Source organism: Pseudomonas putida group bacterium ESBL64, from assembly GCF_045277175.1.
In the GTDB taxonomy this organism is placed as follows: domain Bacteria; phylum Pseudomonadota; class Gammaproteobacteria; order Pseudomonadales; family Pseudomonadaceae; genus Aquipseudomonas; species Aquipseudomonas alloputida.
Window position 1 is genome coordinate 2,339,733 of sequence record NZ_CP145799.1, and the last position, 23,359, is coordinate 2,363,091.

Genomic DNA, 23,359 nt, shown 5'->3' on the forward strand with positions numbered 1-23,359 from the left:
CGAAGGGCGCGGCAAGCCGCGCCCTTCCAGGCAGCGCCTTACTCGCCCTGTCGGGCAGGAGCATCCAGATCGAACGCGGTATGCAGCGCGCGCACGGCCAGCTCCAGGTACTTCTCTTCGAGCACCACCGAAACCTTGATCTCGGAAGTGGAGATCATCTGGATGTTGATGCTCTCCTTGGCCAGGGCTTCGAACATGCAGCTGGCAACACCGGCGTGCGAACGCATGCCGACGCCAACGATCGAGACCTTGGCGATCTTGGTGTCGCCGATCACTTCACGGGCACCGATTTCGCGCGCAGTGTTTTCCAGTACGCTCTGCGCCTTCTCGTACTCATTGCGGTGCACGGTGAAGGTGAAGTCGGTGGTGTTATCGTGAGCAACGTTCTGCACGATCATGTCGACTTCGATGTTCGAAGCGCTGATCGGGCCGAGGATCTTGAAGGCCACGCCCGGGGTATCCGGCACGCCGCGAATGGTCAGCTTTGCTTCATCACGGTTGAAGGCGATACCGGAAATGATCGGCTGTTCCATGGATTCCTCTTCATCAATGGTAATGAGGGTACCCGGACCCTCCTTGAAGCTGTGCAGCACGCGCAGCGGAACGTTGTACTTGCCGGCGAACTCCACCGAACGGATCTGCAGCACCTTGGAACCGAGGCTGGCCATTTCCAGCATCTCTTCGAAGGTGATCTTCTCCAGGCGACGAGCCTGTGGCACGACGCGCGGGTCGGTGGTGTAGACGCCATCAACATCAGTGTAGATCTGGCACTCATCAGCCTTCAGCGCTGCCGCCAGGGCCACGCCGGTGGTATCAGAGCCACCACGACCCAGGGTAGTGATGCTGCCGTGCTCGTCGACACCCTGGAAGCCTGCAACCACGACCACGCGACCTTCCTTGAGGTCGGCACGAATCTTCTGGTCGTCGATTTGCAGAATGCGCGCCTTGTTGTGCGAGCTGTCGGTGAGAATACGCACCTGGTTGCCGGTGTAGGACACCGCTGGCACACCACGCTTGATCAAGGCCATGGTCAGCAGGGCAATGGTGACCTGCTCACCCGTCGACACGATCACGTCCAGTTCACGAGGAACCGGCTGATCGGTGATCTGCTTGGCCAAGTCGATCAGGCGATTGGTTTCACCGCTCATGGCCGACAGCACAACCACCAGGTCGTCGCCCGCTTCACGGTGTTTCTTGACCTTTTCGGCTACCTGCTCGATCCGCTCGATGGAACCGACAGAGGTGCCGCCAAATTTCTGTACGATCAACGCCATTTCAATGGTGCCTCAGCCCATACAGGGCCCCAAAAAACAATCCAACATGAAGGGGTGGACGGGAGTGGCCTGTGTGGCCACTAGACCCTCCACCCCCTCATCTCAAAGTCCCTGCTCTGCGAATGGCACGGCCAGCGCCAGGGCCTGGTCCAGGGCAGCGACGTCGACGCCACCACCCTGGGCCATGTCCGGACGGCCGCCGCCCTTGCCACCCACCGCCGCAGCGGCTTGTTTCATCAGATCGCCAGCCTTGAGTTGGCTGGAGAGGTCCTTGGTCACGCCGGCCACCAGCACAACCTTGCCCTCATGCTCGCTGCCCAGCAGGATCACTGCGTGGCCGAGCTTGTTCTTCAGCTGATCGACCAGGGCCAGCAGGGCCTTGCCATCCTGCCCATCCAGGCGGGCGGCGAGGACCTTGGCACCCTTGACCTCAACGGCCGCGTTGGAGAGATCGTCCCCGGCGGCGCTGGCGGCCTTGGCCTGCAGCTGCTCCAGCTGCTTCTCCAGCTGGCGGTTGCGCTCAAGCACAGCCGACAGCTTGTCGATCAGGTTGTCGCGGTTACCCTTGACCAGTTGTGCGGCTTCCTTGACCTGCTCTTCGGCAGCGTTCAGGTAAGCCAGCGCAGCGGCACCGGTTACGGCTTCGATACGGCGCACGCCAGAGGCTACGCCGCCTTCGCTGATGATCTTGAACAGGCTGATGTCACCGGTGCGCTTGGCGTGGATACCGCCGCACAATTCCACCGAAAAATCACCACCCATGCTCAGCACACGCACGGTGTCGCCGTATTTCTCGCCGAACAGCGCCATTGCGCCTTTGGCCTTGGCAGTTTCGATGTCGGTCAGTTCGGTTTCAACCGGGGTGTTCTTGCGAATCTCGCGGTTGACGATGTCTTCCAGCTGCTTGATCTGCTCCGGCTTCACCGCTTCGAAGTGGCTGAAGTCGAAACGCAGGCGCTGGCTGTCGACCAGCGAGCCCTTCTGCTGTACATGCTCGCCCAGTACCTGGCGCAATGCTTCGTGCAGCAGGTGGGTGGCGGAGTGATTCAACGAGGTGGCGTGCTGTACGTCGGCATCGACCTTGGCCTCGACGGGCGAACCGATCAGCAGCGCACCGCTGGCGACCACGCCGTGGTGCAGGAAGGCGCCGCCGGTCTTGGTGGTATCACGCACGTCGAAGCGTGCAGCACCCGCCTGCAGGAAGCCGCTGTCACCGACCTGGCCACCGGACTCGGCGTAGAACGGCGTGCGGTCGAGCACCACAACGCCCTGCTCGCCTTCACCCAGCTGGTCAACGGATTGGCCGTCCTTGTACAGGGCGATGATCTTGCCCTGGCCCTCGGTGGTGTCGTAACCGAGGAACTCGGTGGCGCTGTCGACCTTGACCAGGCTGTTGTAATCCATGCCGAAGGCGCTGGCGGAACGGGCACGCTCACGCTGGGCGTCCATTTCACGCTCGAAGCCGGCTTCGTCGATAGTCAGCTCACGCTCACGGGCGATGTCGGCAGTCAGGTCCATCGGGAAGCCATAGGTGTCGTACAGCTTGAACACCACGTCGCCCGGTACCACGTCGCCTTTCAGCTGGGCCAGGTCTTGCTCGAGGATGCGCAGGCCCTGCTCCAGGGTCTTGGCGAACTGCTCTTCTTCGGCCTTGAGCACGCGCTCGATGTGCGCTTGCTGGCTCTTCAGCTCCGGGAAGGCTTCGCCCATTTCAGCGGCCAGTGCGGCAACGATCTGGTAGAAGAAGCTGCCCTTGGCGCCCAGCTTGTTGCCGTGACGGCAAGCGCGGCGAATGATGCGGCGCAGCACGTAGCCACGGCCTTCGTTGGACGGCAGCACGCCGTCGGCAATCAGGAAGCCGCACGAACGGATGTGGTCGGCGACCACTTTCAGCGAGGCCTGGCCGTCATTGCTGCAACCGATGGCCTGGGCTGCGGCAGCCAGCAGGTTCTGGAACAGGTCGATCTCGTAGTTCGAATGCACGTGCTGCAGCACGGCGCTGACGCGCTCCAGGCCCATGCCGGTGTCCACCGACGGCGCTGGCAGCGGGTGCAACACACCGTCGGCTGTGCGGTTGAACTGCATGAAGACGTTGTTCCAGATCTCGATGTAACGGTCACCGTCTTCTTCTGGCGAGCCAGGTGGGCCACCCCAGATATCCGGGCCGTGATCGTAGAAAATCTCGGTGCATGGGCCGCACGGGCCGGTATCGCCCATGGTCCAGAAGTTGTCGGAGGCGTACGGGGCGCCCTTGTTATCGCCGATGCGCACCATGCGCTCGGCCGGCACGCCGACTTCCTTGGTCCAGATGTCGTAGGCTTCGTCGTCGGTGGCGTAGACGGTGACCCAGAGCTTTTCCTTGGGCAGGTTCAGCCACTGCTCAGACGTCAGGAAGGTCCAGGCAAAGGTAATGGCGTCGCGCTTGAAATAGTCGCCGAAGCTGAAGTTGCCCAGCATTTCGAAGAAGGTGTGGTGACGCGCGGTGTAACCGACGTTTTCCAGGTCGTTGTGCTTGCCACCGGCACGCACGCACTTCTGGCTGCTGACAGCACGCGTGTAGGCGCGCTTCTCCGCACCGAGGAAGCAGTCCTTGAACTGGTTCATGCCTGCGTTGGTGAACAGCAGGGTCGGGTCGTTGTTCGGGATCAGCGAACTGGAGGCGACTCGGGTATGTCCCTGCTCTTCGAAGAAGCGAAGGAAGGCTTCACGGATTTCTGCGCTTTTCATAGGTTCTTCCACGGAAACGGCGGCCCTGTTGGGCAAACGCGTCGACGAAACGACGGCAAAGGGCCGCATTATATCGGTCCTGCAGTCTTGATGCAGTGTGTTTATACGATAGAAGCCATCGTTTGGACGGTTTTTCGGGCTATGCAAACGAAAACGACATGACCGGATGCTAAATCCTGTGTTTCGCCACTGGCAAGCCAATTACCGCTTAAGGGAGGGGAAAAGGGAACAGGCGGTGAATTAAAAGGTTTTCATCATGGATAGGATCCGAAACTGTGTCGCCTGGTTCGCGGGTAAACCCGCTCCTACAAGGTATGTGCAAGGCCTTAATGTGGCGCCATGCCCGTAGGAGCGGGTTCACCCGCGAAACAGGCGACACCGCTCTCACCCCAGCCGCTGCCCCGAATCCGGCACGATCAGAATGCCGGCGCGCAGGCCGTTCCTGACCTTGGGATTGGGGAAGATGATGCGCGCGCCCTCCTCCTCGACTACCCAGCGCATCTCGGCCAGGTCTTCAGCCAGCAGGTAACCCTTGCTCAGCTCGGAGAAGTTTTCGATGTCCGCCGGCAGGTGCAGGTGGAAGCTGTCGCTGTGCTTGATGATTTCGCGGGAAACACTGAACAGCTGCAGGCCATCCAGCGAACTTTCGTTTTCGGGCTCGGTAGCCTCGATGATGCGGATCAGCCGCTCTTCGAGCTTGTCGAGGTTCACCTGCTCGTTCTGGCCGAACGGGCGGGCCTTGCCCAACTCCAGAGTGAAAGCTTCAGCCTCAAGCTGTTCGTAGGTGAAAGCACTGAAGGTGATGGACGACTTGCTTTGCAGCAGCACCGCCTCCATACCTGCCGCCGCCAGGCGCGCCAGCTCACGACGGGAGTGCTTGCGCCCCTCTTTATAAGGGTACAAGGCGAATTGCTCGATCTTCGAACCGCGGATGGCAGTATGCAGGTCGTAATGCAGGCGGTTGCGCCCCGGCTTGCTGAAGAACACCCGGGCGAACTGTTCAAGCTCGGCAGCACGCAGTGCTTCGAACCCGCTGGACAGCTCATGGCGACCATTGAACAAGCGGTTGATGTCCTGTTCGATAAAGCGCTCGCCCTTGCGGATCGCCGCCGGGTTGCCGAACAGGAACAGCACCCGTGCCCTGGGTTTGATCTTGCCGTTGGCCACGCCGTGCAGCAGCCGTTCGAGCAATTCGATCGGCGCTGTTTCGTTGCCATGAATGCCGGCGGACAACAGCAAGTCCAGCCCGCAATCTTCGCTTTCGGCCGGACGCACTTCGAGCGCGCCCTCCCCCAGCCATCGCAAACGCGCGCCCCCGGGTGTCACTTGGGTCTTCTCAGCCGGTTCGTGAGCGGTGAGGGTCAGCTCAAGCAATTTGCCAAGGGCGAGCATAGGTGCTTCCTTAGTGGTGGTGACCGCAGTCAGGGCCATGAACGTGATCGTCGTCTTCGCCAAGTTCTGCCGGCTCCATTTCCAGCTGCAGGCTGACCAGATTGGTGGCCATCGGGCGCAGCAGCAAGTTGGCATACTCGGTGTCGTCTTCCTCGACATCCACGCCGATCAGCAACTGGCCACGGCCATCCTGCTGAATCCACACTTCCTTGCCTTGCCAGACCACAGCAAAGCGGGTGCAGGAAGTTTCCAGCTGGGTGCCGTCTTCATCTTCAAGGATCAGGCGCAAGGCGTCGGTCATTACAGAGTCTCTCTTCAAGGTTGGCGTTGGAACGGATACACCGAGCCCAACTTCAGGATCTGGGTCAATTCGTCCAGTGCCGTACGGCATTCCACCAGCAGTTGCGGGTCAGCCAGGTCTGCTTCGCCAAGGCGATCGCGGTAGTGCCTGTCGACCCACTGCAGCAGCGTGTCATACAGCGGGGCCGTCATGATAACGCCTTGGTTGACGGCTGCCAGTTCCGCTTCTTTCAAAGCCACGCGCAAACGCAGGCAGGCGGGGCCGCCGCCGTTTTGCATGCTTTGCTTGAGGTCGAATACCTTGACCTCCTTCACCGGGCCTCCCTGGCTGGTCAGCTGGCCCAGATAGGCCCAGACCCGCTCGTTGTTGCGGCACTCTTCCGGCACGACCAGCAGCATGGAACCATCGTCGCGGCTGAGCAGCTGGCTGTTGAACAGGTAGGAACGCACCGCGTCCTCCACCGCCACCGCGGCCCTGGGCACGCAGATGGCCTGGAAGTTGCCACCCTTGCTGGCCAGTTTAGCTCGCAGTTGCCCAAGTACCGCGTCGGTCTCGAGAAACGCGTCCTCGTGGTAGAACAGCACCTCGCCGTTACCGACCGAAATCACATCATTGTGGAACACACCCTGGTCGATCACCGCCGGGTTCTGTTGAGCGTAGACCACACCGTCATCGCTCAGGCCGTGCAGCCGGGCCACAGCTTGCGAGGCCTCCAGGGTTTGTCGGGCCGGGTACTTCTGTGGCGCGGGGTAACGGCTGTCGAAGGCACTGCGGCCGTAGACAAAAAATTCCACGCCAGCCTCGCCATAGGCGCGGCAGAAGCGCGTGTGGTTGGCCGCGCCCTCGTCACCGAACTGTGCCACGGCAGGCAGCGCAGCGTGGTGGGCAAAGTGTTTCTCGTTGTTGAACATGGCGCCCAGCACGCGGCTGGTGGTCGGGTGTTCGATGCTACGGTGATATTTGCAGTTGAGGTTGGCGGCAGTGAAGTGCACGCGACCGTCAGCAGTGTCGGCACTCGGGCTGACTGTCGCGGCGTTGGCCACCCACATGCTCGAGGCCGAGCAACTGGCCACCAGCAACGGCATGGCCTCGCGGGCGGCGCGCTGGATAACGTCGGCATCGCTACCACTGAACCCCAGGCGGCGCAGCGCCGCCACGTCCGGGCGCTCTTGTGGCGCCAGAACACCCTGCTTGAAGCCCATGTCGGCCAGCGCTTTCATCTTCGCCAGGCCCTGGCGCGCGGCCTCACGCGGGTTGGACGCCTGCTGGCTGTTGCTCTGCGAAGCCACGTTACCGTAAGACAGGCCGCCATAGTTGTGGGTAGGCCCCACCAGGCCATCAAAATTCACTTCATAGGATTTCATCGGCTAGGCTCCGTGACCTGTTGTTATAGGGTGACGCCCGGCGTCAGGGTCGCCGGCAAGGCAAGGCTGGCGGTCTCCAGCGAAGCCACGGGGTAAGCGCAGTAGTCGGCCGCGTAATAGGCGCTGGCGCGATGGTTGCCACTGGCACCCACACCACCGAACGGCGCGCTGCTGGCAGCCCCCGTCAGCTGCTTGTTCCAGTTGACGATGCCAGCGCGACTGCGCAACCAGAAGTACTGGTAGCGGGCTCGCGAATCAGACAATAAGCCGGCGGCCAGGCCATACTGGGTGTTATTGGCTTCATCGATGGCAGCATCGAAGTCGGCGTAGCGGATCACCTGCAACAGCGGGCCGAAAAACTCTTCGTCCGGGCGGTCAGCCACGGCGGTGACATCGACAATGCCCGGGGTCAGCAGTGCGGCATCGGCCTGCGGCTGAGTCATTTCCAGCAGTTTCACGCCACCTTTGGCGGCCAGTTCAACCTGGGCGGCAAGCAGCGCCCGAGCCGCCTGCAGCGAAATCACCGACCCCATGAAAGGCGCCGGCTGTTCATCGAACGCCCCCACCGTGATGGTTTTGCACACTTCGACCAGGCGCGCGATCAGCGCATCGCCCCAGGCGCCTTGCGGCACCAGCAGGCGCCGCGCGCAGGTGCAACGCTGGCCGGCGGAAATGAACGCCGACTGGACAATGGTATACACCGCCGCATCGAGGTCCTTGACCTCGTCCACCACCAGCGGGTTGTTACCCCCCATTTCCAGGGCCAGGATCTTGTCTGGGCGGCCTGCGAACTGTTGATGCAGCAGGTTGCCGGTGCGGCTGGAGCCGGTGAAGAACAGGCCATCGATACCTGGGTTGGCGGCCAGCGCCACACCGGTTTCACGTGCGCCCTGCACCAGGTTCAGCACACCCGCCGGCAGGCCGGCAGCAATCCAGCAGTTGACGGTAAGCTCAGCGACCTTGGGGGTGAGCTCGCTGGGCTTGAACACCACGCAGTTGCCTGCCAGCAGCGCCGGCACGATATGGCCATTGGGCAGGTGCCCGGGGAAGTTGTAAGGGCCGAACACCGCCACGACGCCGTGAGGCTTGTGCCGCAGAACAGCCGTGGCATCGGCCAGCGGACCACTCTTTTCGCCGGTGCGCTCGCGGTAGCTCTGTACCGAAATCGCCACCTTGTTGATCATGCTGGTGACTTCAGTCGCAGATTCCCACAGCGGCTTCCCGGTTTCCTCGCCAATGCACTGGGCCATGGCTTCGGCATGCACTTTCAGCTGCGCGGCAAACTTCTCCAGCACATCGATACGTGCCTCCAGGCTCAATTGCGCCCAGGCCGGAAAGGCCTGCCGCGCGGCCTGCACGGCAGCGTCGACCTGGCTGGCGTCAGCGCCCTGCCCTTGCCAGATCACGGCCTGGGTCACCGGGTTGAGCGACTGCAGGGTTTCGCCCTGGCCGGCCTGCCAATTGCCTGCGATGTAATGCGTGGTCATTTACTGGGCCTCCCGGCTGGCCGACAGCGGCACCGCGCGGACATTGTCGCCGACGCCCATGCGCAGGCGCTTGGCGGTCAATGGGTCGACCACCAGGGTGCCGGCGGCCAACCGTGCAGGTGCAGCAGTGATGCGGCAATCGTCGCGCTTGCGGTTGTGGATGATGAAAGGGGTCGCGTCATCGCCTGGCGTACCTACCGCCAGCACCAGGGTCTGGCTCTCGCGCACGGCGCGGATCTTGGCAGTGTCACACTCGATGGCCGGGCCGGCATCGAAGATGTCGACGTAGCCCTGGTAGTTGAAGCCTTCCTGCTTGAGCATGGCCAGCGCCGGCTCGGTGTCTTTGTGCACACGGCCGATCACACTGCGCGCCGCTTCGGACAGGAAGCAGGTGTACAGCGGGAACTTGGGCATCAGTTCGGCGATGAACGACTTGTTGCCCACGCCGGTGAGGTAATCGGCCTGGCTGAACTCCATCTTGAAAAAATGCCGGCCCAGGCTTTCCCAGAACGGCGAACGGCCCTGCTCGTCAGACATGCCGCGCATTTCGGCAATGATCTTCTTGCCGAACAGCTCGGGGAACTCGGCAATGAACAGCATGCGCGCACGCGACAGCAGGCGGCCATTGAGGCCCGAGCGGTAGTCGCTACGCAGGAACAGCGAGCACAGCTCGGAGTTGCCGGTCAGGTCGTTGGCCAGGAACAGCGTCGGGATTTCGCGGTAGATCTTCAGCTCCTGCGAGGCGCTGACAGTCAGGCCGACCCGGTAGTTGTACCAAGGCTCACGCAGGCCGACGGCGCCGGCGATGGCACTGATACCCACCACCAGACCTTCGTCGTTTTCCAGCACGAACAGGTAATCGGTGTCGCCACGCTCGGCTTCGCCACGAAAGCTTTTTTCCGCCCAACCAACGCGATGCCCCAGGCGCTCTTCGTTGGCCGGCAGCGTGGTCAGCCCGGTGGTGCCGGTGCTGCGTGCCAATTCGATCAACGCAGGCAAATCGCTGCTGCGTACAGGACGAACGATCATGCTATCTCCTTGTGCGGCGGCATCGGCCGGCGCGAAACTCTGCTAACGCATCAATCCCGAAACGTCTGTTGCCAGACCTCAAACCGCGACCAGGCGCACGCTGGCGCCCTCGCCCACGCCCAGCGCGTCGGCTGCTGCCACGCTCAGGCTGACCGGCTTGCCAGGCACCCAGTCCAGGTCCAGCAACACCGCGCGGTAGTCCTGCAACAGGCCGTTGCACACCAGGTACGGGCGACCGCCTTTGGCCGGGGCCTCTTCGATCTTCACCGGCACCACCCGGCTCTGGGCGATCGAGCGGATGCCAGAGGTGCGCGCATGCAGGGTCGGGCCGCCGTCGAAGATGTCGATGTAGTGCTCGGTCTCGAAGCCTTCGCGCATGAGTATGTCGAAGGTGATCTGCGCCCGCGGATGTACCTGGCCCATGGCTTCCTGCGCCAGGTCTGGCAACAACGGCACGTAGATCGGGTAGTGGGGCATCAGCTCGGCGAGAAAGGTACGGCTCTTCAGGCCGCACAGGCGCTCGGCGTCGGCATAGTTGAGGTCGAAGAAGTTGCGGCCGATGGCATCCCAGAACGGCGATTCACCCTGCTCGTCGCTGAAGCCGACGATTTCGGTCACCACCGAATCGGCAAAGCGCTCCGGGTGCGCAGCCATGAACAGCAGTCGGCCGCGCGAGTTGAGCTCGGCCCAGCCACTGTTCACCAACTCCGGCGCCACATAGAAGCTGGTCAGCAGGCTGTTGCCGGTCAGATCGTGGCACAGCGACAGCACATGGATCTTGTTGTGTATCTTCAGCTCGCGTGAGGCGTGCACGAATGTTTCGTTACGAAAACTGTAGAACGGCTCGGAGTACCCGGCCGAAGCGACGATGGCCGAGCAGCCGGCCAACTTGCCTGTTTCACTGTCTTCGAGCACGAAAAAGTAACTCTCTTCACCGTTGAAGCTGACCTCGGCGGCGAAGGATGTCTCAGAGGCGGCAATCTTGTCGCCCAGACGAGCAGTGTCGTCCGGCAGCGAGGTGACACCAATGGGGCTGTCTGCAGCCATGCGCTGCACGTCGTTCAGATCAGCCATTTGCGCGGGGCGCATCACCAGCATGGTGTCACTCCTTTGGAATACGGGCCATTCACGTCGGCACGGAAAAACGGCAGGCACCCAGGCACCTGCACTGGAATCGGGTATCGCCGGCCCGGCGTAGCCTCGGGTTGAGGCTGCGCCGGGACCGGCGAAAGGACCGCTGGCGGATCAGCCTTTGGTCAGTGTGGCCACAGCGCGTTCGAAGCGGTCCAGGCCTTCGTCGATGTCAGCGTCTTCAACCACCAGGCTTGGCGCGAAGCGGACCACGTCCGGGCCGGCCTGCAGCACCATCACGCCTTCTTTCTCGGCAGCATTGAGCACGTCCTTGGCCTTGCCTTGCCAGGCCTCGGTCAAGACACAGCCCAGCAGCAAGCCGACGCCACGCACCTGGCTGAACAGGTTGTACTGCTGGCCGATCTGTTCCAGGCGGGTTTTGAAGCGCTCGTGCTTAGCCTTGATACCGGCCAGGGTTTCCGGGGTATTGACCACATCCAGCACCGCGCAGGCAACGGCGCAGCCCAGCGGGTTGCCGCCATAGGTGGTGCCGTGGGTGCCAACGGCCAGGTGCTTGGCCAGCTCGGTGGTGGTCAGCATGGCGCCAATCGGGAAGCCGCCGCCCAGGCTCTTGGCACTGGTCAGAATGTCCGGGGTCACGCCGTAGTGCTGGTAGGCATACAGCGAGCCGGTACGGCCCACGCCAGTCTGCACTTCGTCGAAGATCAGCAGCGCATTGTGCTCGTCACACAGCTTGCGCGCGCCTTCCAGGTAGGCCTTGTCGGCCGGCACCACGCCGCTCTCGCCCTGGATCGGCTCGATCACCACGGCGCAGGTCTTGTCGGAAATCTGTGCCTTCAACGCTTCCAGGTCGTTGTACGGCACATGGCTGATACCGGTGATCTTCGGGCCAAAGCCATCGGAGTACTTCGGCTGGCCACCCACGCTGACGGTAAACAGGGTGCGACCGTGGAAGCTGTTCACGGTGGCGATGATTTCGTGCTTTTGCGGACCGAAGCGGTCATGAGCCACACGACGGGCCAGCTTGAAAGCGGCCTCGTTGGACTCGGCGCCGGAGTTGCAGAAGAACGCGCGGTCGGCAAAGGTGGCGTCCACCAGCTTGTGGGCCAGGCGCAGGGCCGGCTCGTTGGTGAACACGTTGGAGACGTGCCAGAGGGTGTTGGCCTGTTCAGTCAGGGCCTTGACCAGTGCCGGGTGGCAGTGGCCCAGGGCATTGACCGCGATGCCGCCGGCAAAGTCGATCAACTCGCGACCCGACTGGTCCCAGACGCGGGAACCCTCGCCTCGCACAGGAATGAAGGCCGCCGGAGAATAGTTGGGGACCATCACCTGGTCGAAATCGGCACGTTGCACCGGGGCTTGCTCAACGGACATCTGAGTCTCCTGAAGAGGAACGCTGGCCTGGAAGTGGCGAGCGATGGGGGGATTGTAAGGACTGATCCGCGCCTGTCCTTGCGGCCAAGCGACAACTTGTTACAGCGCAAAACCCAGTTTTGACAAGGCTTTCGGCAATGCGACAAACACTGTCGCAATCGCGCAGTGTACGGGAGAGAGGGGGCTGGGTGAACGGGTGTTCACACAGGTTTGTGAGGGGGCAGGATGTACGGCGATGTTGAGGTGTTGGCGGGGAGATCGAGCGCCGCCCGCGCGGCGCTTCGCGGGTAAACCCGCTCCTACGTTTGTTTCGGGCCAGTCCCTCCTGTGCCTGGCGCGCGCGACCGCCTTGTTTGTTCGACGGGATATCGAGGTGTGCGCCAAGGCGTTCGCGCGCAAATGCCACAGGCATAACTGGCCCGAAACAAACGTAGGAGCGGGTTTACCCGCGAAGCGCCGCGTGGGCGGCGCTCGATTTGCACCCCAACACCACCCCCAAGGCATACACCCCGAACCCACCCGAAATCTCAGCCTTTTTCAGCCGGCGCCGAGCTCAATTCAAACGGGCTGCTGCTGCGACGCTGGTTCCGGTCTTCCCGCGGCGTTGCACCAAAGAAGTTACGGTAGGCACTGGAAAAATGCGGCCCCGAGGAGAAGCCACAGGACAGCCCGATCTGGATGATCGACTTGCTGGTCTGCATCAGCATCTGCCGCGCCTTGTTCAACCGCAACTCCAGGTAGTACTGGCTGGGCACACGGTTCAGGTACTGCTTGAAGATACGCTCCAACTGCCGACGTGACACGCACACATGCTGGGCGATTTCGTCGGTGGTCAGCGGCTCTTCGATGTTGGCTTCCATCAGCAACACGGCCTGAGTCAGCTTGGGGTGACTCGAGCCCAGGCGGTTCTGCAGCGGAATACGCTGGCGCTCGCCACCCTCGCGGATGCGTTCTACCACCAGCTCTTCCGATACCGCCCCGGCCAGCTCCGCCCCGTGATCGCGCGCCAGCACCGCCAGCAGCAGGTCGGTCACGGCCATACCGCCGCAGGCGGTCAGTCGGTCGCGATCCCAGTCGAACAGGTGGCTGGTGGCAATCACCTTGGGGAAGCGTTCGGCAAAGTCATCCTGCCAGCGCCAGTGCACGGCTGCCCGGTACCCATCGAGCAGGCCCAGCATGGCCAGCGGATACACACCGGCCGACAAGCCACCGATCAGGCAACCACTGCGCGCCAGTTGCTTGAGCGCCGCTGAAAAGGCAGCCCCCATCGCCGCAGGCGGCTCGTCGGCCAGCAGAAAGAGCTTGTGGCAGCCCTCCAGGCGGCCGGTCCACGGCTCGCCCGGCAGCCGCCAGGCGCCTTCCTGCGCAGGCTCGGCCTGCAGGAAGACCAACTCGTAGACCACATCCGGATGCACACGCTGCGCCACCAGCAACACTTCCTCGGCCAACGCCAGGGTCAAAGGCCTGGTGCTGGGCCAGATGAGAAAACCGATTCGCTGGGTGGTCATAGGGTACGGTCCGAAACCTGAGGTCGTTCGAGTCTGTGCGCCGGGTCAGGCTGCGCTCGCCGCGCAGCATGCCCTATTCTGGTGCAAAAATGCAGCTTTTACTTCAGGCTGCCGGAGAGGAACTGCTGCAGGCGCTCCGACTGCGGATTGGCCAGCACTTCACGCGGGCAGCCGGTTTCTTCCACCAGGCCTTTGTGCAGAAACACCAGCTGGTTGGACACCTCGCGGGCAAAGCCCATTTCGTGGGTCACCACCACCATGGTCCGACCTTCCTGGGCCAGCGCCTGCATCACCTTCAGCACATCACCCACCAGCTCAGGGTCGAGCGCCGAGGTCGGCTCGTCGAACAGCATGACCTCCGGCTCCATGGCCAATGCCCGGGCAATTGCCACACGTTGTTGCTCACCCCCCGACATATGCCCGGGGAAGGCATCCTTGCGATGGGCAACCCCCACCTTGGCCAGGTAGTGCTCGGCCTTTTCCAGGGCTTCCTTCTTGTTCACGCCCAGCACGTGCACTGGCGCTTCGATGATGTTCTCAAGCGCAGTCATGTGCGACCACAGGTTGAAGTGCTGGAACACCATCGACAGGCGTGAGCGCATACGCTGCAATTGACGCGGGTCGGCGGCCTTCAACGCACCATCCTTGCCGGCCACCAGCTTCAGCTCTTCGTTGTTGAGCAGGATCTTGCCGGCGTGCGGCTGCTCCAGCAGGTTGATGCAGCGCAGGAAGGTCGACTTGCCCGAACCGCTGGAGCCGATGATGCTGATGACGTCGCCGGCCTTGGCCGCCAGCGACACGCCCTTGAGCACTTCGTGGCTGCCGTAGCGCTTGTGCAGGTCTTGGACTTCGAGTTTGTACATGCTGTCGATTCTCACAAAGCGGTCAGTGCTTGCGCGGCGCCAGGTAGCCGAGCCAGCGGCGTTCGGCCATCTTGAACAGGCGCACCAGGATGAAGGTCAGGCACAGGTAGAACACGCCCGCCGTGATATAGGCCTCGAAAGGCAGGTAGTACTGGGCATTGACCGTGCGCGCAGCACCGGTGATGTCGATCAGGGTGACGATCGACGCCAGGCTGGTGGTCTGCAGCATCATGATCACTTCATTGCTGTACTGCGGCAGTGCCCGACGCAGTGCCGAAGGCAGCAGGATGCGGCGGTACATTTTCATGCGCGACATCCCCATGGCCTTGGCAGCTTCGATCTCGCCATGCGGCGTCGCCTTGAGGCTGCCGGCAATGATTTCGGCGGTATAGGCACTGGTATTGATGCCGAACGCCAGGCAGGCGCAGAAGGTAGCGCTGGACAGCAGCGGCCAGAAGATACTCTCGCGCACCGCCTCGAACTGGGCCAGGCCGTAGTAGATCAGGAACAGCTGCACCAGCATCGGCGTGCCACGGATGACGTAGGTGTACAGCCATGCAGCAAGGTTGACCACCGGCTGCCTGGATACCCGCATCAGGCCCAGCGGAATGGCTGCCAACAGGCCGAAGAAAAGCGAAATCGCCAGCAGTTTCAGGGTGGTCAGCAGGCCGCCGAAGTACATCGGCAGCGCTTCCCAGACGACGTTGTAGTCGAAGATCATAGTTCAGCCACCTTGACGCCCACCGAGTAGCGGCGCTCCAGATACTTCAGGGCCAGCAGCGAAACACTGGTCAGCACCAGGTACAGCGCCGCCACTGCCAGGAAGAAGGTGAAGGGTTCGCGGGTGGCGTCAGCCGCCTGCTTGGCCTTGAACATCATGTCCTGCAGGCCGACAACCGAAATCAGCGCAGTGGCCTTGGTCAGCACCAGCCAGTTGTTGGTGAAGCCCGGAATGGCCAGGCGAATCATTTGCGGCACCTGGATGCGGAAGAACACTTGGCGGGGGCTCATGCCATACGCCACGCCCGCCTCAGCCTGGCCTTTGGGAATGCCCAGGAAGGCCCCACGGAAGGTTTCCGAGAGGTAGGCGCCAAAGATGAAGCCCAGGGTACCGATACCCGCAACCAGCGGATTCAGATCGATATAGTCTTCATAGCCGAGCAGCGGCGCCACCCGGTTGATGATGTCTTGCCCGCCGTAGAAGATCAGCAGGATCAGGACCAGGTCCGGAATACCACGGATCACCGTGGAATACAGATCGCCCAGCCAGGCCAGCCAGCGCACTGGCGACAAACGCAGCGCCACACCGATCAGGCCGAGCACGATGGCCAGGGCCATCGACGACAGGGCGAGCTGTAGCGTCAGCCACGCCCCGTCGAGGATGACTGCCCCGTAGCCTTTCAACATGATGAGGTCCTCGACCTAGAGAATGAAAAATGGTGCAAACCTCAGAGCCTCTGCTGTTTGCACCATTGCACAGGTGAAACCCGACGTCTTACTTCGAGTCTGGACCGTAGATGTCGAAATTGAAGTACTTGCTTTCGATTTCTTTGTACTTGCCGTTGGCACGGATGGCGTCGATCGCCGCGTTGATGCGGTCGACATTGGCCTTGTCACCCTTGCGTACGGCAATACCGATACCGTCACCGAAGTACTTGGCGTCGGTGAAGGCCGGGCCTACGAACGCGAAGCCCTTGCCGGCGTCAGTCTTGAGGAAGCCGTCTTCCAGCAGGGTGGCGTCAGCCACGGTGCCGTCGAGGCGGCCAGCTGCGACGTCCAGGTAGATTTCGTTCTGGGTGCCGTAAGGCACCACGGTGGCACCTTTGGCGCCCAGCACTTCCTTGGCGAAGCGGTCGTGAATGGAGCCGCGCTGCACGCCGATCTTCTTGCCTTTCAGTTCGTCCAGGCTGTCGCTGACGGTGGTGCCGTCCTTCATGACCAGGCGCGCCGGAGTCAGGTAGTAGCGTTTGGTGAAGTCGACCGACTTCTTGCGGTCATCGGTGATCGACATGGACGACAGGATGGCGTCGATCTTGCGCACTTTCAGCGCCGGGATCAGGCCGTCGAACTCCTGCTCGACCCAGGTACACTTGGTTTTCATCTCTTCGCACAGCGCGTTGCCGATATCGTAGTCAAAGCCGGCAATGCTGCCGTCAGGTTGCTTGAAGGCGAAGGGTGGGTAGGCCGCTTCGATGCCGATTTTCAGCGGTTTTTCAGCAGCCTGCGACACCAGGGAAAACACAGACAGCGCCAGGGCGCCAAGCAGTGCGAGCTTCTTCATCAGGTAACTCCATCGGTACGGGGCAATACAAGGCAGGTAACGGCTGCCCGATATGCGAATGAGTACAACGCGAGCCGCGCAGGGTTCGACCAAGGCCGCATACCACGAGCGAGTGAGTGGCATTTTAACGACAGCCCGGTAGTCGATATTTCTTCAAAGCGACAACTACTTATAGAAGCGCTTGAAACCGCCGCGGGCGATGTTGACAGCCAGTGCAGAATATGCAATGGCGCAAGAAATAGAACCTATAGACCTAGCAATTCCTGGGCCTATTATTGGCAAACCCTTGTACGACGGCAAGTGCAGCGTGCCTTGATGCACAAAATGCTGTCCCCGATGCACCGAAACGGGCCGGAATTGTTTCCTGGCGCCCCGAACCTGTGCGGGGCCGGTGACAGAACAGTAACCGATGATTGTCGGGTAACAATGCAATAGCGGGCTTGCCCGCGAATGCATGAGGTCAGGAGACAGCTTAGCCTGAACTGACGCATTCGCGGGCAAGCCCGCTCCTACAGGGGGTATTGCCGGGGAGGGAATTAGGCCGAAGCCAGGTTCATCGCCTTGTGGGTATCGATCAGGTGCTGCACCACACCTGGGTCGGCCAAGGTCGAGATATCGCCCAGGGCGTCGTATTCACCGGTCGCAATCTTGCGCAGGATGCGGCGCATGATCTTGCCCGAGCGGGTCTTCGGCAGCCCTGGCGCCCACTGGATCACATCCGGCGAGGCAATCGGGCCAATCTCCTTGCGTACCCAGTTCTTCAGCTCCAGGCGCAATTGCTCGCTGGCCTCGATGCCGGCATTGAGGGTGACATACACATAAATGCCCTGCCCTTTGATGTCATGCGGCACGCCAACCACTGCGGCCTCGGCAACCTTCGAATGCGCAACCATGGCGCTTTCGATCTCGGCAGTACCCATGCGGTGGCCGGACACGTTGAGCACGTCATCCACACGGCCGGTGATCCAGTAGTAGCCGTCCTCGTCGCGGCGCGCACCGTCGCCGGTGAAATACATGCCACGGAAGGTCTTGAAGTAGGTGTCGACGAAGCGGTCATGGTCGCCGTACAGCGAACGCGACTGACCCGGCCAGGAGTCGAGGATTACCAGGTTGCCTTCGGCAGCACCGTCGATCAGGTTGCCCAGGTTATCGACCAGGGCAGGTACCACACCGAAGAACGGACGGGTTGCCGAACCCGGCTTGAGGCCGGTGGCGCCAGGCAGCGGGCTGATCAGGATGCCGCCGGTCTCGGTCTGCCACCAGGTGTCGACGATCGGGCAACGCTCCTTGCCGACGGTCTTGTAGTACCAGTTCCAGGCCTCAGGGTTGATTGGCTCACCCACCGACCCCAGCAGACGCAGGCTTGAACCGTCGGCGCCCTCAACAGCTGCCTGCCCTTCAGCCATCATGGCGCGAATGGCAGTTGGCGCTGTGTAGAGGATGTTGACCTTGTGCTTGTCGACGATCTTCGATACGCGGGTAATGTCCGGGTAGTTCGGCACGCCCTCGAACAGCAAGGTGGTAGCGCCGTTGGCCAGCGGGCCGTAGACGATATAGCTGTGGCCTGTGACCCAACCGACGTCGGCGGTGCACCAGTACACCTCGCCCGGGCGGTAATCGAATACGCGTTCATGGGTCAGCGCGGCGTAAACCAGGTAACCGCCCGTGGTGTGCAGCACGCCCTTCGGCTTGCCGGTGGAGCCGGAGGTATAAAGGATGAACAGCGCCTCTTCAGCGCCCATTTCCTTGGGTGCGCAGTGGCTGGAGGCGACTTTCATCAGGTCTTCGTACCAGATGTCGCGGTGCTGGTGCCAGGCAATGTCGCCACCGGTGCGCTTGCACACGATGATTTTCTGCACGCTGCTGGTTTCAGGGTTGGTCAGCGCCAGGTCGACGTTGGCCTTGAGCGGTGTGCGGCGGCCACCACGCACGCCTTCGTCGGCCGTGATCACCACCTTGGACTTGCAGTCGATGATACGGCCAGCCAGCGCCTCGGGCGAGAAGCCGCCGAACACCACCGAGTGAATCGCACCAATGCGTGCACAGGCCAGCATGGCGACCACCGCTTCGGGGATCATCGGCATATAGATGGTGACCACGTCACCGCGGTGCACATCCTGGCCACGCAGGGCGTTGGCGAACTTGCAGACCTGCTCGTGCAACTCGCGGTAAGTGATGTTGCGGTGCTCGGAAGGGTCGTCACCTTCCCAGATGATGGCCAACTGGTCACCGCGCTCTTCAAGGTGGCGGTCCAGGCAGTTGGAGGAAACGTTCAGAGTGCCGTCGGCGAACCATTTGATATCGACATGGTGGTCGTCGAAGGAGGTCTGCTTGACCTTGGTGAACGGCTTGATCCAGTCGATACGCTGGGCCTGCTCGCGCCAGAAGCCGTCCGGGTTGATCACCGATTGCTGGTACATGGCCTTGTAGGTGGCCTCGTCGGTCAGGGTAGTGGCCGCAACCTCGGGACGAACGGGATACAGTGGAGCCGCACTCATCTGTGTTACCTCGGTGTAATAGTTGTTTTTGTATGGAACCGTTTGTAACTGTACCAGAGCGACAAAAGCCATTCGACGTTGGTAGTAATTTGGTACACCCGTTCCGGCAAAACGCTCTGGCGCGGGCATTACAGCCTTGCCGACGAAAAAACGAGGGGTTTGCCACAGGATTGTTACAGATTCTGTCAAAACACTTTATCAAAACACCCACTGTTTCAGCATTGGCCACCGCCATAAAATTCACCTCGCCAGCAACGGCAAGGCGATTAACAACTGGTAACAGCCCCCACGAAGGCAAACGTTAATCCCCCTCTAATCCCGATAGTTAACACTCGCTGTACTCGCGGCGCCATAAGCGCCGCGTGCCCCCTCACGACCTTAGACAGGTAAATAGAAAATGAAAGCTTTACTGGTATTGGTACTTGGCAGTCTTTGCGGCGCGGCAATGGCCGGCGAAGCCAAAGATGCCGAGCAGATTCCGGTTGAACAGTACAGTTACTCGCAGCACCTGGACATTGCTCGCGTCATTTCCATGAGCGAAGTGCCCAATGTGTGCGAAGTCGTGCCCGCCCGCATGACCTACGAGGACTCCCAGGGCCAGAAGCACATTCTCGAATACCGCGTGATGGGGAACGGCTGCTCTAACGGCTGATACCTTGGAATCGGGGGCCCTGCGGGCCCCTATCGCGACACAAGGCCGCTCCCACAGGTAATGCGCTCAGCCAGAGCACAGCGTATTACCTGTGGGAGCGGCTTTGTGTCGCGAAAGGACTGCAACGCAGTCCCAGGTTCTTTGCCCAACAACTAATCCGCCGACTTGTTAAGCGAGTAATCCCTCAACTTGTTGGCAATTGTCGTGTGCGAAACACCCAGTCTTTTGCCCAAGGCCCGACTACTGGGAAACTCACCTATCAAACTTTCCAGCACCGCCTTTTCAAAGCGCCCTACTATCTGCGAAAGATCCCCTTCCAGCGAAAACTCACCCAACGGTTGCCGCACGCCATAATCCGGCAAGCGGATATGCTCGCTTTTAACCACGCCGCCGTCACATAACGAAACCGCCTGGAACAAAACGTTTTCCAACTGCCTTACATTACCTGGCCAGTGGTACTGCCCAAGTTTGTCCATTGCCGCCGGTGCCAGGCGCGGCATGGCGCAGCCAATCTGTCGACTGGCCTGATCGAGAAAATGCTGCACCAACCCCTCCAGACCATCCATGCATTCGCGCAAAGGCGGAATGTGCAGCGACAGTACATTGAGCCGGTGATACAGGTCCTGGCGAAACTCACCACGGGCACACAACTCGGACAAATCCACCTGGGTTGCACAAATCACCCGCACATCCAGGTAGACCTCTTCATCGCTACCTACCCGACGGAAGCAGCCGTCCTGCAGAAAGCGCAACAGCTTTACCTGCAAGCGCGGGCTCATCTCCCCTACCCCATCAAGGAACAGCGTGCCGCCTGCAGTCAACTCCAGCAGCCCCAGCTTGCCTTCGGCCCGTGCCCCTTCGAATGCCCCTGGGCCGTAACCGAACAGCTCGGTCTCGGCCATCGACTCGGGCAACCCGGCGCAGTTGAGCGCCATCAGCGGCGACTGTCCACGCGGACTGGCCAAATGGCAGGCACGCGCCAGCAACTCCTTGCCCGTACCGGTTTCGCCCTCGATCAGCAACGGTGCATCCAGCGGCGCCATGCGCCGCGCTTCACGCACCACGGCAGCCATCACCCGCGAGCTCTGGAAGATGCTGTCGAAGCCACGCAGCTCTTGCTTGCGCACATTGTAGATACGCTCGCCGATTCGGTCGGCGCGGTGCAGGGTAAGCACCGCGCCGGCCAGCGCCTCGCTGTCATCGTGCTCGGACTGCAGCGGTGCGATATCGGCCAGGAACACATCGCCTTTGACTTTGATGCGCAAGCCGTTGATGCGCGACTTGTTGGCCCGCACCAGCTCCGGTAGATCGAAGTCTTCTACGTAGCGCGCCAGCGGCATGCCCGGCACCTCATCAACCCGCACGCCAAGCAACTGCGCGGCAGCACGGTTGGCCGCAACGATGCTGCCGCCCATGTCGATCGACAGCACCGGGAAGTCCAGCGCCCCCAGCAACGCATTCAGCTCCATGTGCCGGCGTTCGCTGGGCATCAGGCCCACACGCTTTACGCCGAACACCCCGGCAATCGCCTCGAACTTCGGCCGCAGGGCCTGAAATTGTAGGTTGATCAGGTTCGGGCAGTGCAGGTAGATGGCGTTGCCATGGTCACCGCCAACCTCACCGCGCAGCACGTTGATGCCGTACTCCACCAGCAGGTTGAGGATGTCGCGCAGGATGCCAATGCGGTTCTGGCAATGGACTTTGATACGCATGAGGGCTCTCGAAGCGCTGATGTTTTTCAACACCGCGCGGAAAAGTCGTAAAGATAAGCTGACAAAAACCGGGTTTCTATCAACCAGATGCCTCGAATTTTCCGACACTTGCCGAGTTTTGTAAAATTATCGTTACGAAAACCCACGTCAGCACCCTTCGCGGCCGAGGCCCACCCCCGTGCAAAACCGCTGGCGAAGGGATATTCCTTTAGGCATGTCCTGCACATAACAAGAAAAGCCCTCACCAGGAGAGCCTCATGAAACAGACGCAATACGTGGCACGCGAGCCCGATGCGCATGGTTTTATCGATTACCCGCAGCAAGAGCATGCGGTGTGGAACACCCTGATCACCCGCCAGCTGAAAGTGATCGAAGGCCGTGCGTGCCAGGAATACCTGGACGGCATCGACCAGCTGAAATTGCCGCATGACCGCATTCCGCAATTGGGCGAGATCAACAAGGTGCTGGGTGCCACCACCGGCTGGCAGGTTGCCCGGGTACCGGCGCTGATCCCCTTCCAGACCTTCTTTGAATTGCTGGCCAGCAAGCGCTTTCCGGTCGCCACTTTCATCCGCACCCCGGAAGAGCTGGACTACCTGCAAGAGCCGGATATTTTCCACGAGATCTTCGGCCACTGCCCGCTGCTGACCAATCCCTGGTTCGCCGAGTTCACCCACACCTACGGCAAGCTCGGCCTCGCCGCGACCAAGGAACAACGTGTGTACCTGGCGCGCTTGTACTGGATGACCATCGAGTTTGGCCTGATGGAAACCGCGCAAGGCCGCAAAATCTATGGTGGCGGCATCCTCTCGTCGCCGAAAGAGACCGTCTACAGTCTGTCTGACGAGCCTGAGCACCAAGCCTTCGACCCGATCGAGGCCATGCGTACGCCCTACCGCATCGACATTCTGCAACCGGTGTATTTCGTGCTGCCGAACATGAAGCGCCTGTTCGACCTGGCCCACGAGGACATCATGGGCATGGTCCATAAAGCCATGCAGCTGGGTCTGCACGCACCGAAATTTCCACCCAAGGTCGCTGCCTGAGCGACCTTGCCGATAACAACTCGAACCGGAAAACACCTCATGAATGCCTTGAACCAAGCCCATTGCGAAGCCTGCCGCGCCGACGCACCGAAAGTCACCGACGAAGAGCTGGCTGAGCTGATCCGCGAAATCCCGGACTGGAACATCGAAGTACGTGACGGCCACATGGAGCTGGAGCGCGTGTTCCTGTTCAAGAACTTCAAGCACGCCCTGGCATTCACCAATGCCGTGGGCGAAATCGCCGAGGCCGAAGGCCACCACCCAGGGCTGCTGACTGAATGGGGCAAGGTCACCGTGACCTGGTGGAGCCACTCGATCAAAGGCCTGCACCGCAACGACTTCATCATGTGCGCACGCACTGACAAGGTGGCGGAAACGGCTGAAGGCCGGAAGTAATCACCAGAACGAAGGGGCCAGAGGCCCCTTTTTTCATGGGGCATCTGTGCGCTGTTCGCCCGCAAAACCGACAAACGACCGGGAAAAAAACCAAACTGTCATCCAGACTTGTGTATCCTGCCCCAGCTTTTTGAAGCCACAAACGCGCCTGGCGCAGACTTTTCACTCACACTTGCGAGGAACGACGAGATGCATGAAATCCCGAATCTTCCCTTCCCAAGCCTGAACCCAGAAGAGCCATCCGTGACCGTTCACGCCGAACCGGCAGCTGCCGCCGAGCAGGATGGTGACGATCAATCCAGCGCTGACCAGGAATAACTGCGCATCCCCGACTGTGTGAAAACGGCTGACCTGCGGGCTACC

At 61.3% G+C, this 23,359-nt stretch carries 20 protein-coding genes; 4 read left to right on the plus strand and 16 right to left on the minus strand.

Features of this window, described 5'->3' with window-relative positions; translation table 11 throughout:
* Positions 1–38 precede the first annotated feature (38 nt).
* The 15 genes from V6093_RS10640 to acs all read right to left on the minus strand — a co-directional run bounded on the left by V6093_RS10640 (position 39) and on the right by acs (position 19,190).
* Complete coding sequence (locus V6093_RS10640) at positions 39–1,274, minus strand: aspartate kinase (RefSeq protein WP_003254504.1); 1,236 nt, start codon at positions 1,272–1,274, stop codon at positions 39–41.
* A 102-nt stretch (positions 1,275–1,376) separates the two neighbouring features.
* Entirely contained in the window at positions 1,377–4,001 is a 2,625-nt protein-coding gene (gene alaS / locus V6093_RS10645) for an alanine--tRNA ligase (RefSeq protein WP_003254505.1), read from the minus strand.
* A gap of 384 nt (positions 4,002–4,385) precedes the next feature.
* Complete coding sequence (astE, locus tag V6093_RS10650; RefSeq protein ID WP_003254507.1) at positions 4,386–5,393, minus strand: succinylglutamate desuccinylase; 1,008 nt, start codon at positions 5,391–5,393, stop codon at positions 4,386–4,388.
* Positions 5,394–5,403: 10 nt separating this feature from the next.
* The gene (locus tag V6093_RS10655) at positions 5,404–5,694 is read right to left on the minus strand and encodes a topoisomerase II (RefSeq protein WP_003254508.1); all 291 of its coding nucleotides are present in this window, start codon (positions 5,692–5,694) and stop codon (positions 5,404–5,406) included.
* Between the two features lie 14 nt (positions 5,695–5,708).
* Entirely contained in the window at positions 5,709–7,058 is a 1,350-nt protein-coding gene (astB, locus tag V6093_RS10660) for an N-succinylarginine dihydrolase (RefSeq protein ID WP_004577068.1), read from the minus strand.
* 23 nt (positions 7,059–7,081) lie between these two features.
* Entirely contained in the window at positions 7,082–8,545 is a 1,464-nt protein-coding gene (gene astD, locus V6093_RS10665) for a succinylglutamate-semialdehyde dehydrogenase (RefSeq protein WP_004577069.1), read from the minus strand.
* On the minus strand, positions 8,546–9,574 hold the full coding sequence (gene astA, locus V6093_RS10670) for an arginine N-succinyltransferase (RefSeq protein ID WP_003254513.1): 1,029 nt from the start codon (positions 9,572–9,574) through the stop codon (positions 8,546–8,548). It lies immediately after the preceding gene.
* Between the two features lie 78 nt (positions 9,575–9,652).
* A complete protein-coding gene (gene aruF, locus V6093_RS10675; RefSeq protein WP_012051578.1) occupies positions 9,653–10,672 on the minus strand; it encodes an arginine/ornithine succinyltransferase subunit alpha in 1,020 nt (339 codons plus the stop codon).
* A 147-nt stretch (positions 10,673–10,819) separates the two neighbouring features.
* Entirely contained in the window at positions 10,820–12,040 is a 1,221-nt protein-coding gene (locus V6093_RS10680; protein ID WP_003254516.1) for an aspartate aminotransferase family protein, read from the minus strand.
* A 527-nt stretch (positions 12,041–12,567) separates the two neighbouring features.
* Positions 12,568–13,548 carry a transcriptional regulator ArgR gene (argR, locus tag V6093_RS10685; RefSeq protein ID WP_004576734.1) on the minus strand — a complete coding sequence of 327 codons (981 nt, stop codon included), beginning with the start codon at positions 13,546–13,548 and terminating at the stop codon, positions 12,568–12,570.
* Positions 13,549–13,646: 98 nt separating this feature from the next.
* The gene (locus tag V6093_RS10690) at positions 13,647–14,411 is read right to left on the minus strand and encodes an ABC transporter ATP-binding protein (protein ID WP_003254518.1); all 765 of its coding nucleotides are present in this window, start codon (positions 14,409–14,411) and stop codon (positions 13,647–13,649) included.
* Positions 14,412–14,433: 22 nt separating this feature from the next.
* On the minus strand, positions 14,434–15,132 hold the full coding sequence (locus tag V6093_RS10695; protein WP_003254520.1) for an ABC transporter permease: 699 nt from the start codon (positions 15,130–15,132) through the stop codon (positions 14,434–14,436).
* A complete protein-coding gene (locus V6093_RS10700; protein ID WP_014861201.1) occupies positions 15,129–15,818 on the minus strand; it encodes an ABC transporter permease in 690 nt (229 codons plus the stop codon). The genes V6093_RS10695 and V6093_RS10700 overlap by 4 nt, the downstream gene beginning before the upstream one ends.
* Before the next feature lie 88 nt (positions 15,819–15,906).
* Positions 15,907–16,692, minus strand: coding sequence for an ABC transporter substrate-binding protein (locus V6093_RS10705; RefSeq protein WP_003254524.1), 786 nt, complete (start codon positions 16,690–16,692; stop codon positions 15,907–15,909).
* Positions 16,693–17,228: 536 nt separating this feature from the next.
* Positions 17,229–19,190 carry an acetate--CoA ligase gene (gene acs / locus V6093_RS10710; RefSeq protein WP_003254525.1) on the minus strand — a complete coding sequence of 654 codons (1,962 nt, stop codon included), beginning with the start codon at positions 19,188–19,190 and terminating at the stop codon, positions 17,229–17,231.
* A gap of 397 nt (positions 19,191–19,587) precedes the next feature.
* On the opposite strand from acs, the gene V6093_RS10715 reads away from it, so the two are divergent.
* Positions 19,588–19,842 carry a DUF2790 domain-containing protein gene (locus tag V6093_RS10715; protein WP_003254526.1) on the plus strand — a complete coding sequence of 85 codons (255 nt, stop codon included), beginning with the start codon at positions 19,588–19,590 and terminating at the stop codon, positions 19,840–19,842.
* A gap of 152 nt (positions 19,843–19,994) precedes the next feature.
* Here V6093_RS10715 and V6093_RS10720 read toward each other — a convergent pair whose 3' ends face one another.
* A complete protein-coding gene (locus V6093_RS10720; RefSeq protein WP_012051576.1) occupies positions 19,995–21,554 on the minus strand; it encodes a sigma-54-dependent transcriptional regulator in 1,560 nt (519 codons plus the stop codon).
* A gap of 257 nt (positions 21,555–21,811) precedes the next feature.
* Here V6093_RS10720 and phhA point away from each other — a divergent pair, with 257 nt between their 5' ends.
* From phhA to V6093_RS10735, 3 genes are all read left to right on the plus strand, one after another.
* Positions 21,812–22,600, plus strand: a complete 789-nt coding sequence (gene phhA / locus V6093_RS10725; RefSeq protein ID WP_003254528.1) for a phenylalanine 4-monooxygenase — start codon at positions 21,812–21,814, stop codon at positions 22,598–22,600.
* 39 nt (positions 22,601–22,639) lie between these two features.
* Positions 22,640–22,996, plus strand: a complete 357-nt coding sequence (locus V6093_RS10730) for a 4a-hydroxytetrahydrobiopterin dehydratase (RefSeq protein WP_003254532.1) — start codon at positions 22,640–22,642, stop codon at positions 22,994–22,996.
* A gap of 189 nt (positions 22,997–23,185) precedes the next feature.
* Positions 23,186–23,314 carry a hypothetical protein gene (locus tag V6093_RS10735; RefSeq protein WP_003254533.1) on the plus strand — a complete coding sequence of 43 codons (129 nt, stop codon included), beginning with the start codon at positions 23,186–23,188 and terminating at the stop codon, positions 23,312–23,314.
* Positions 23,315–23,359: the final 45 nt, after the last annotated feature.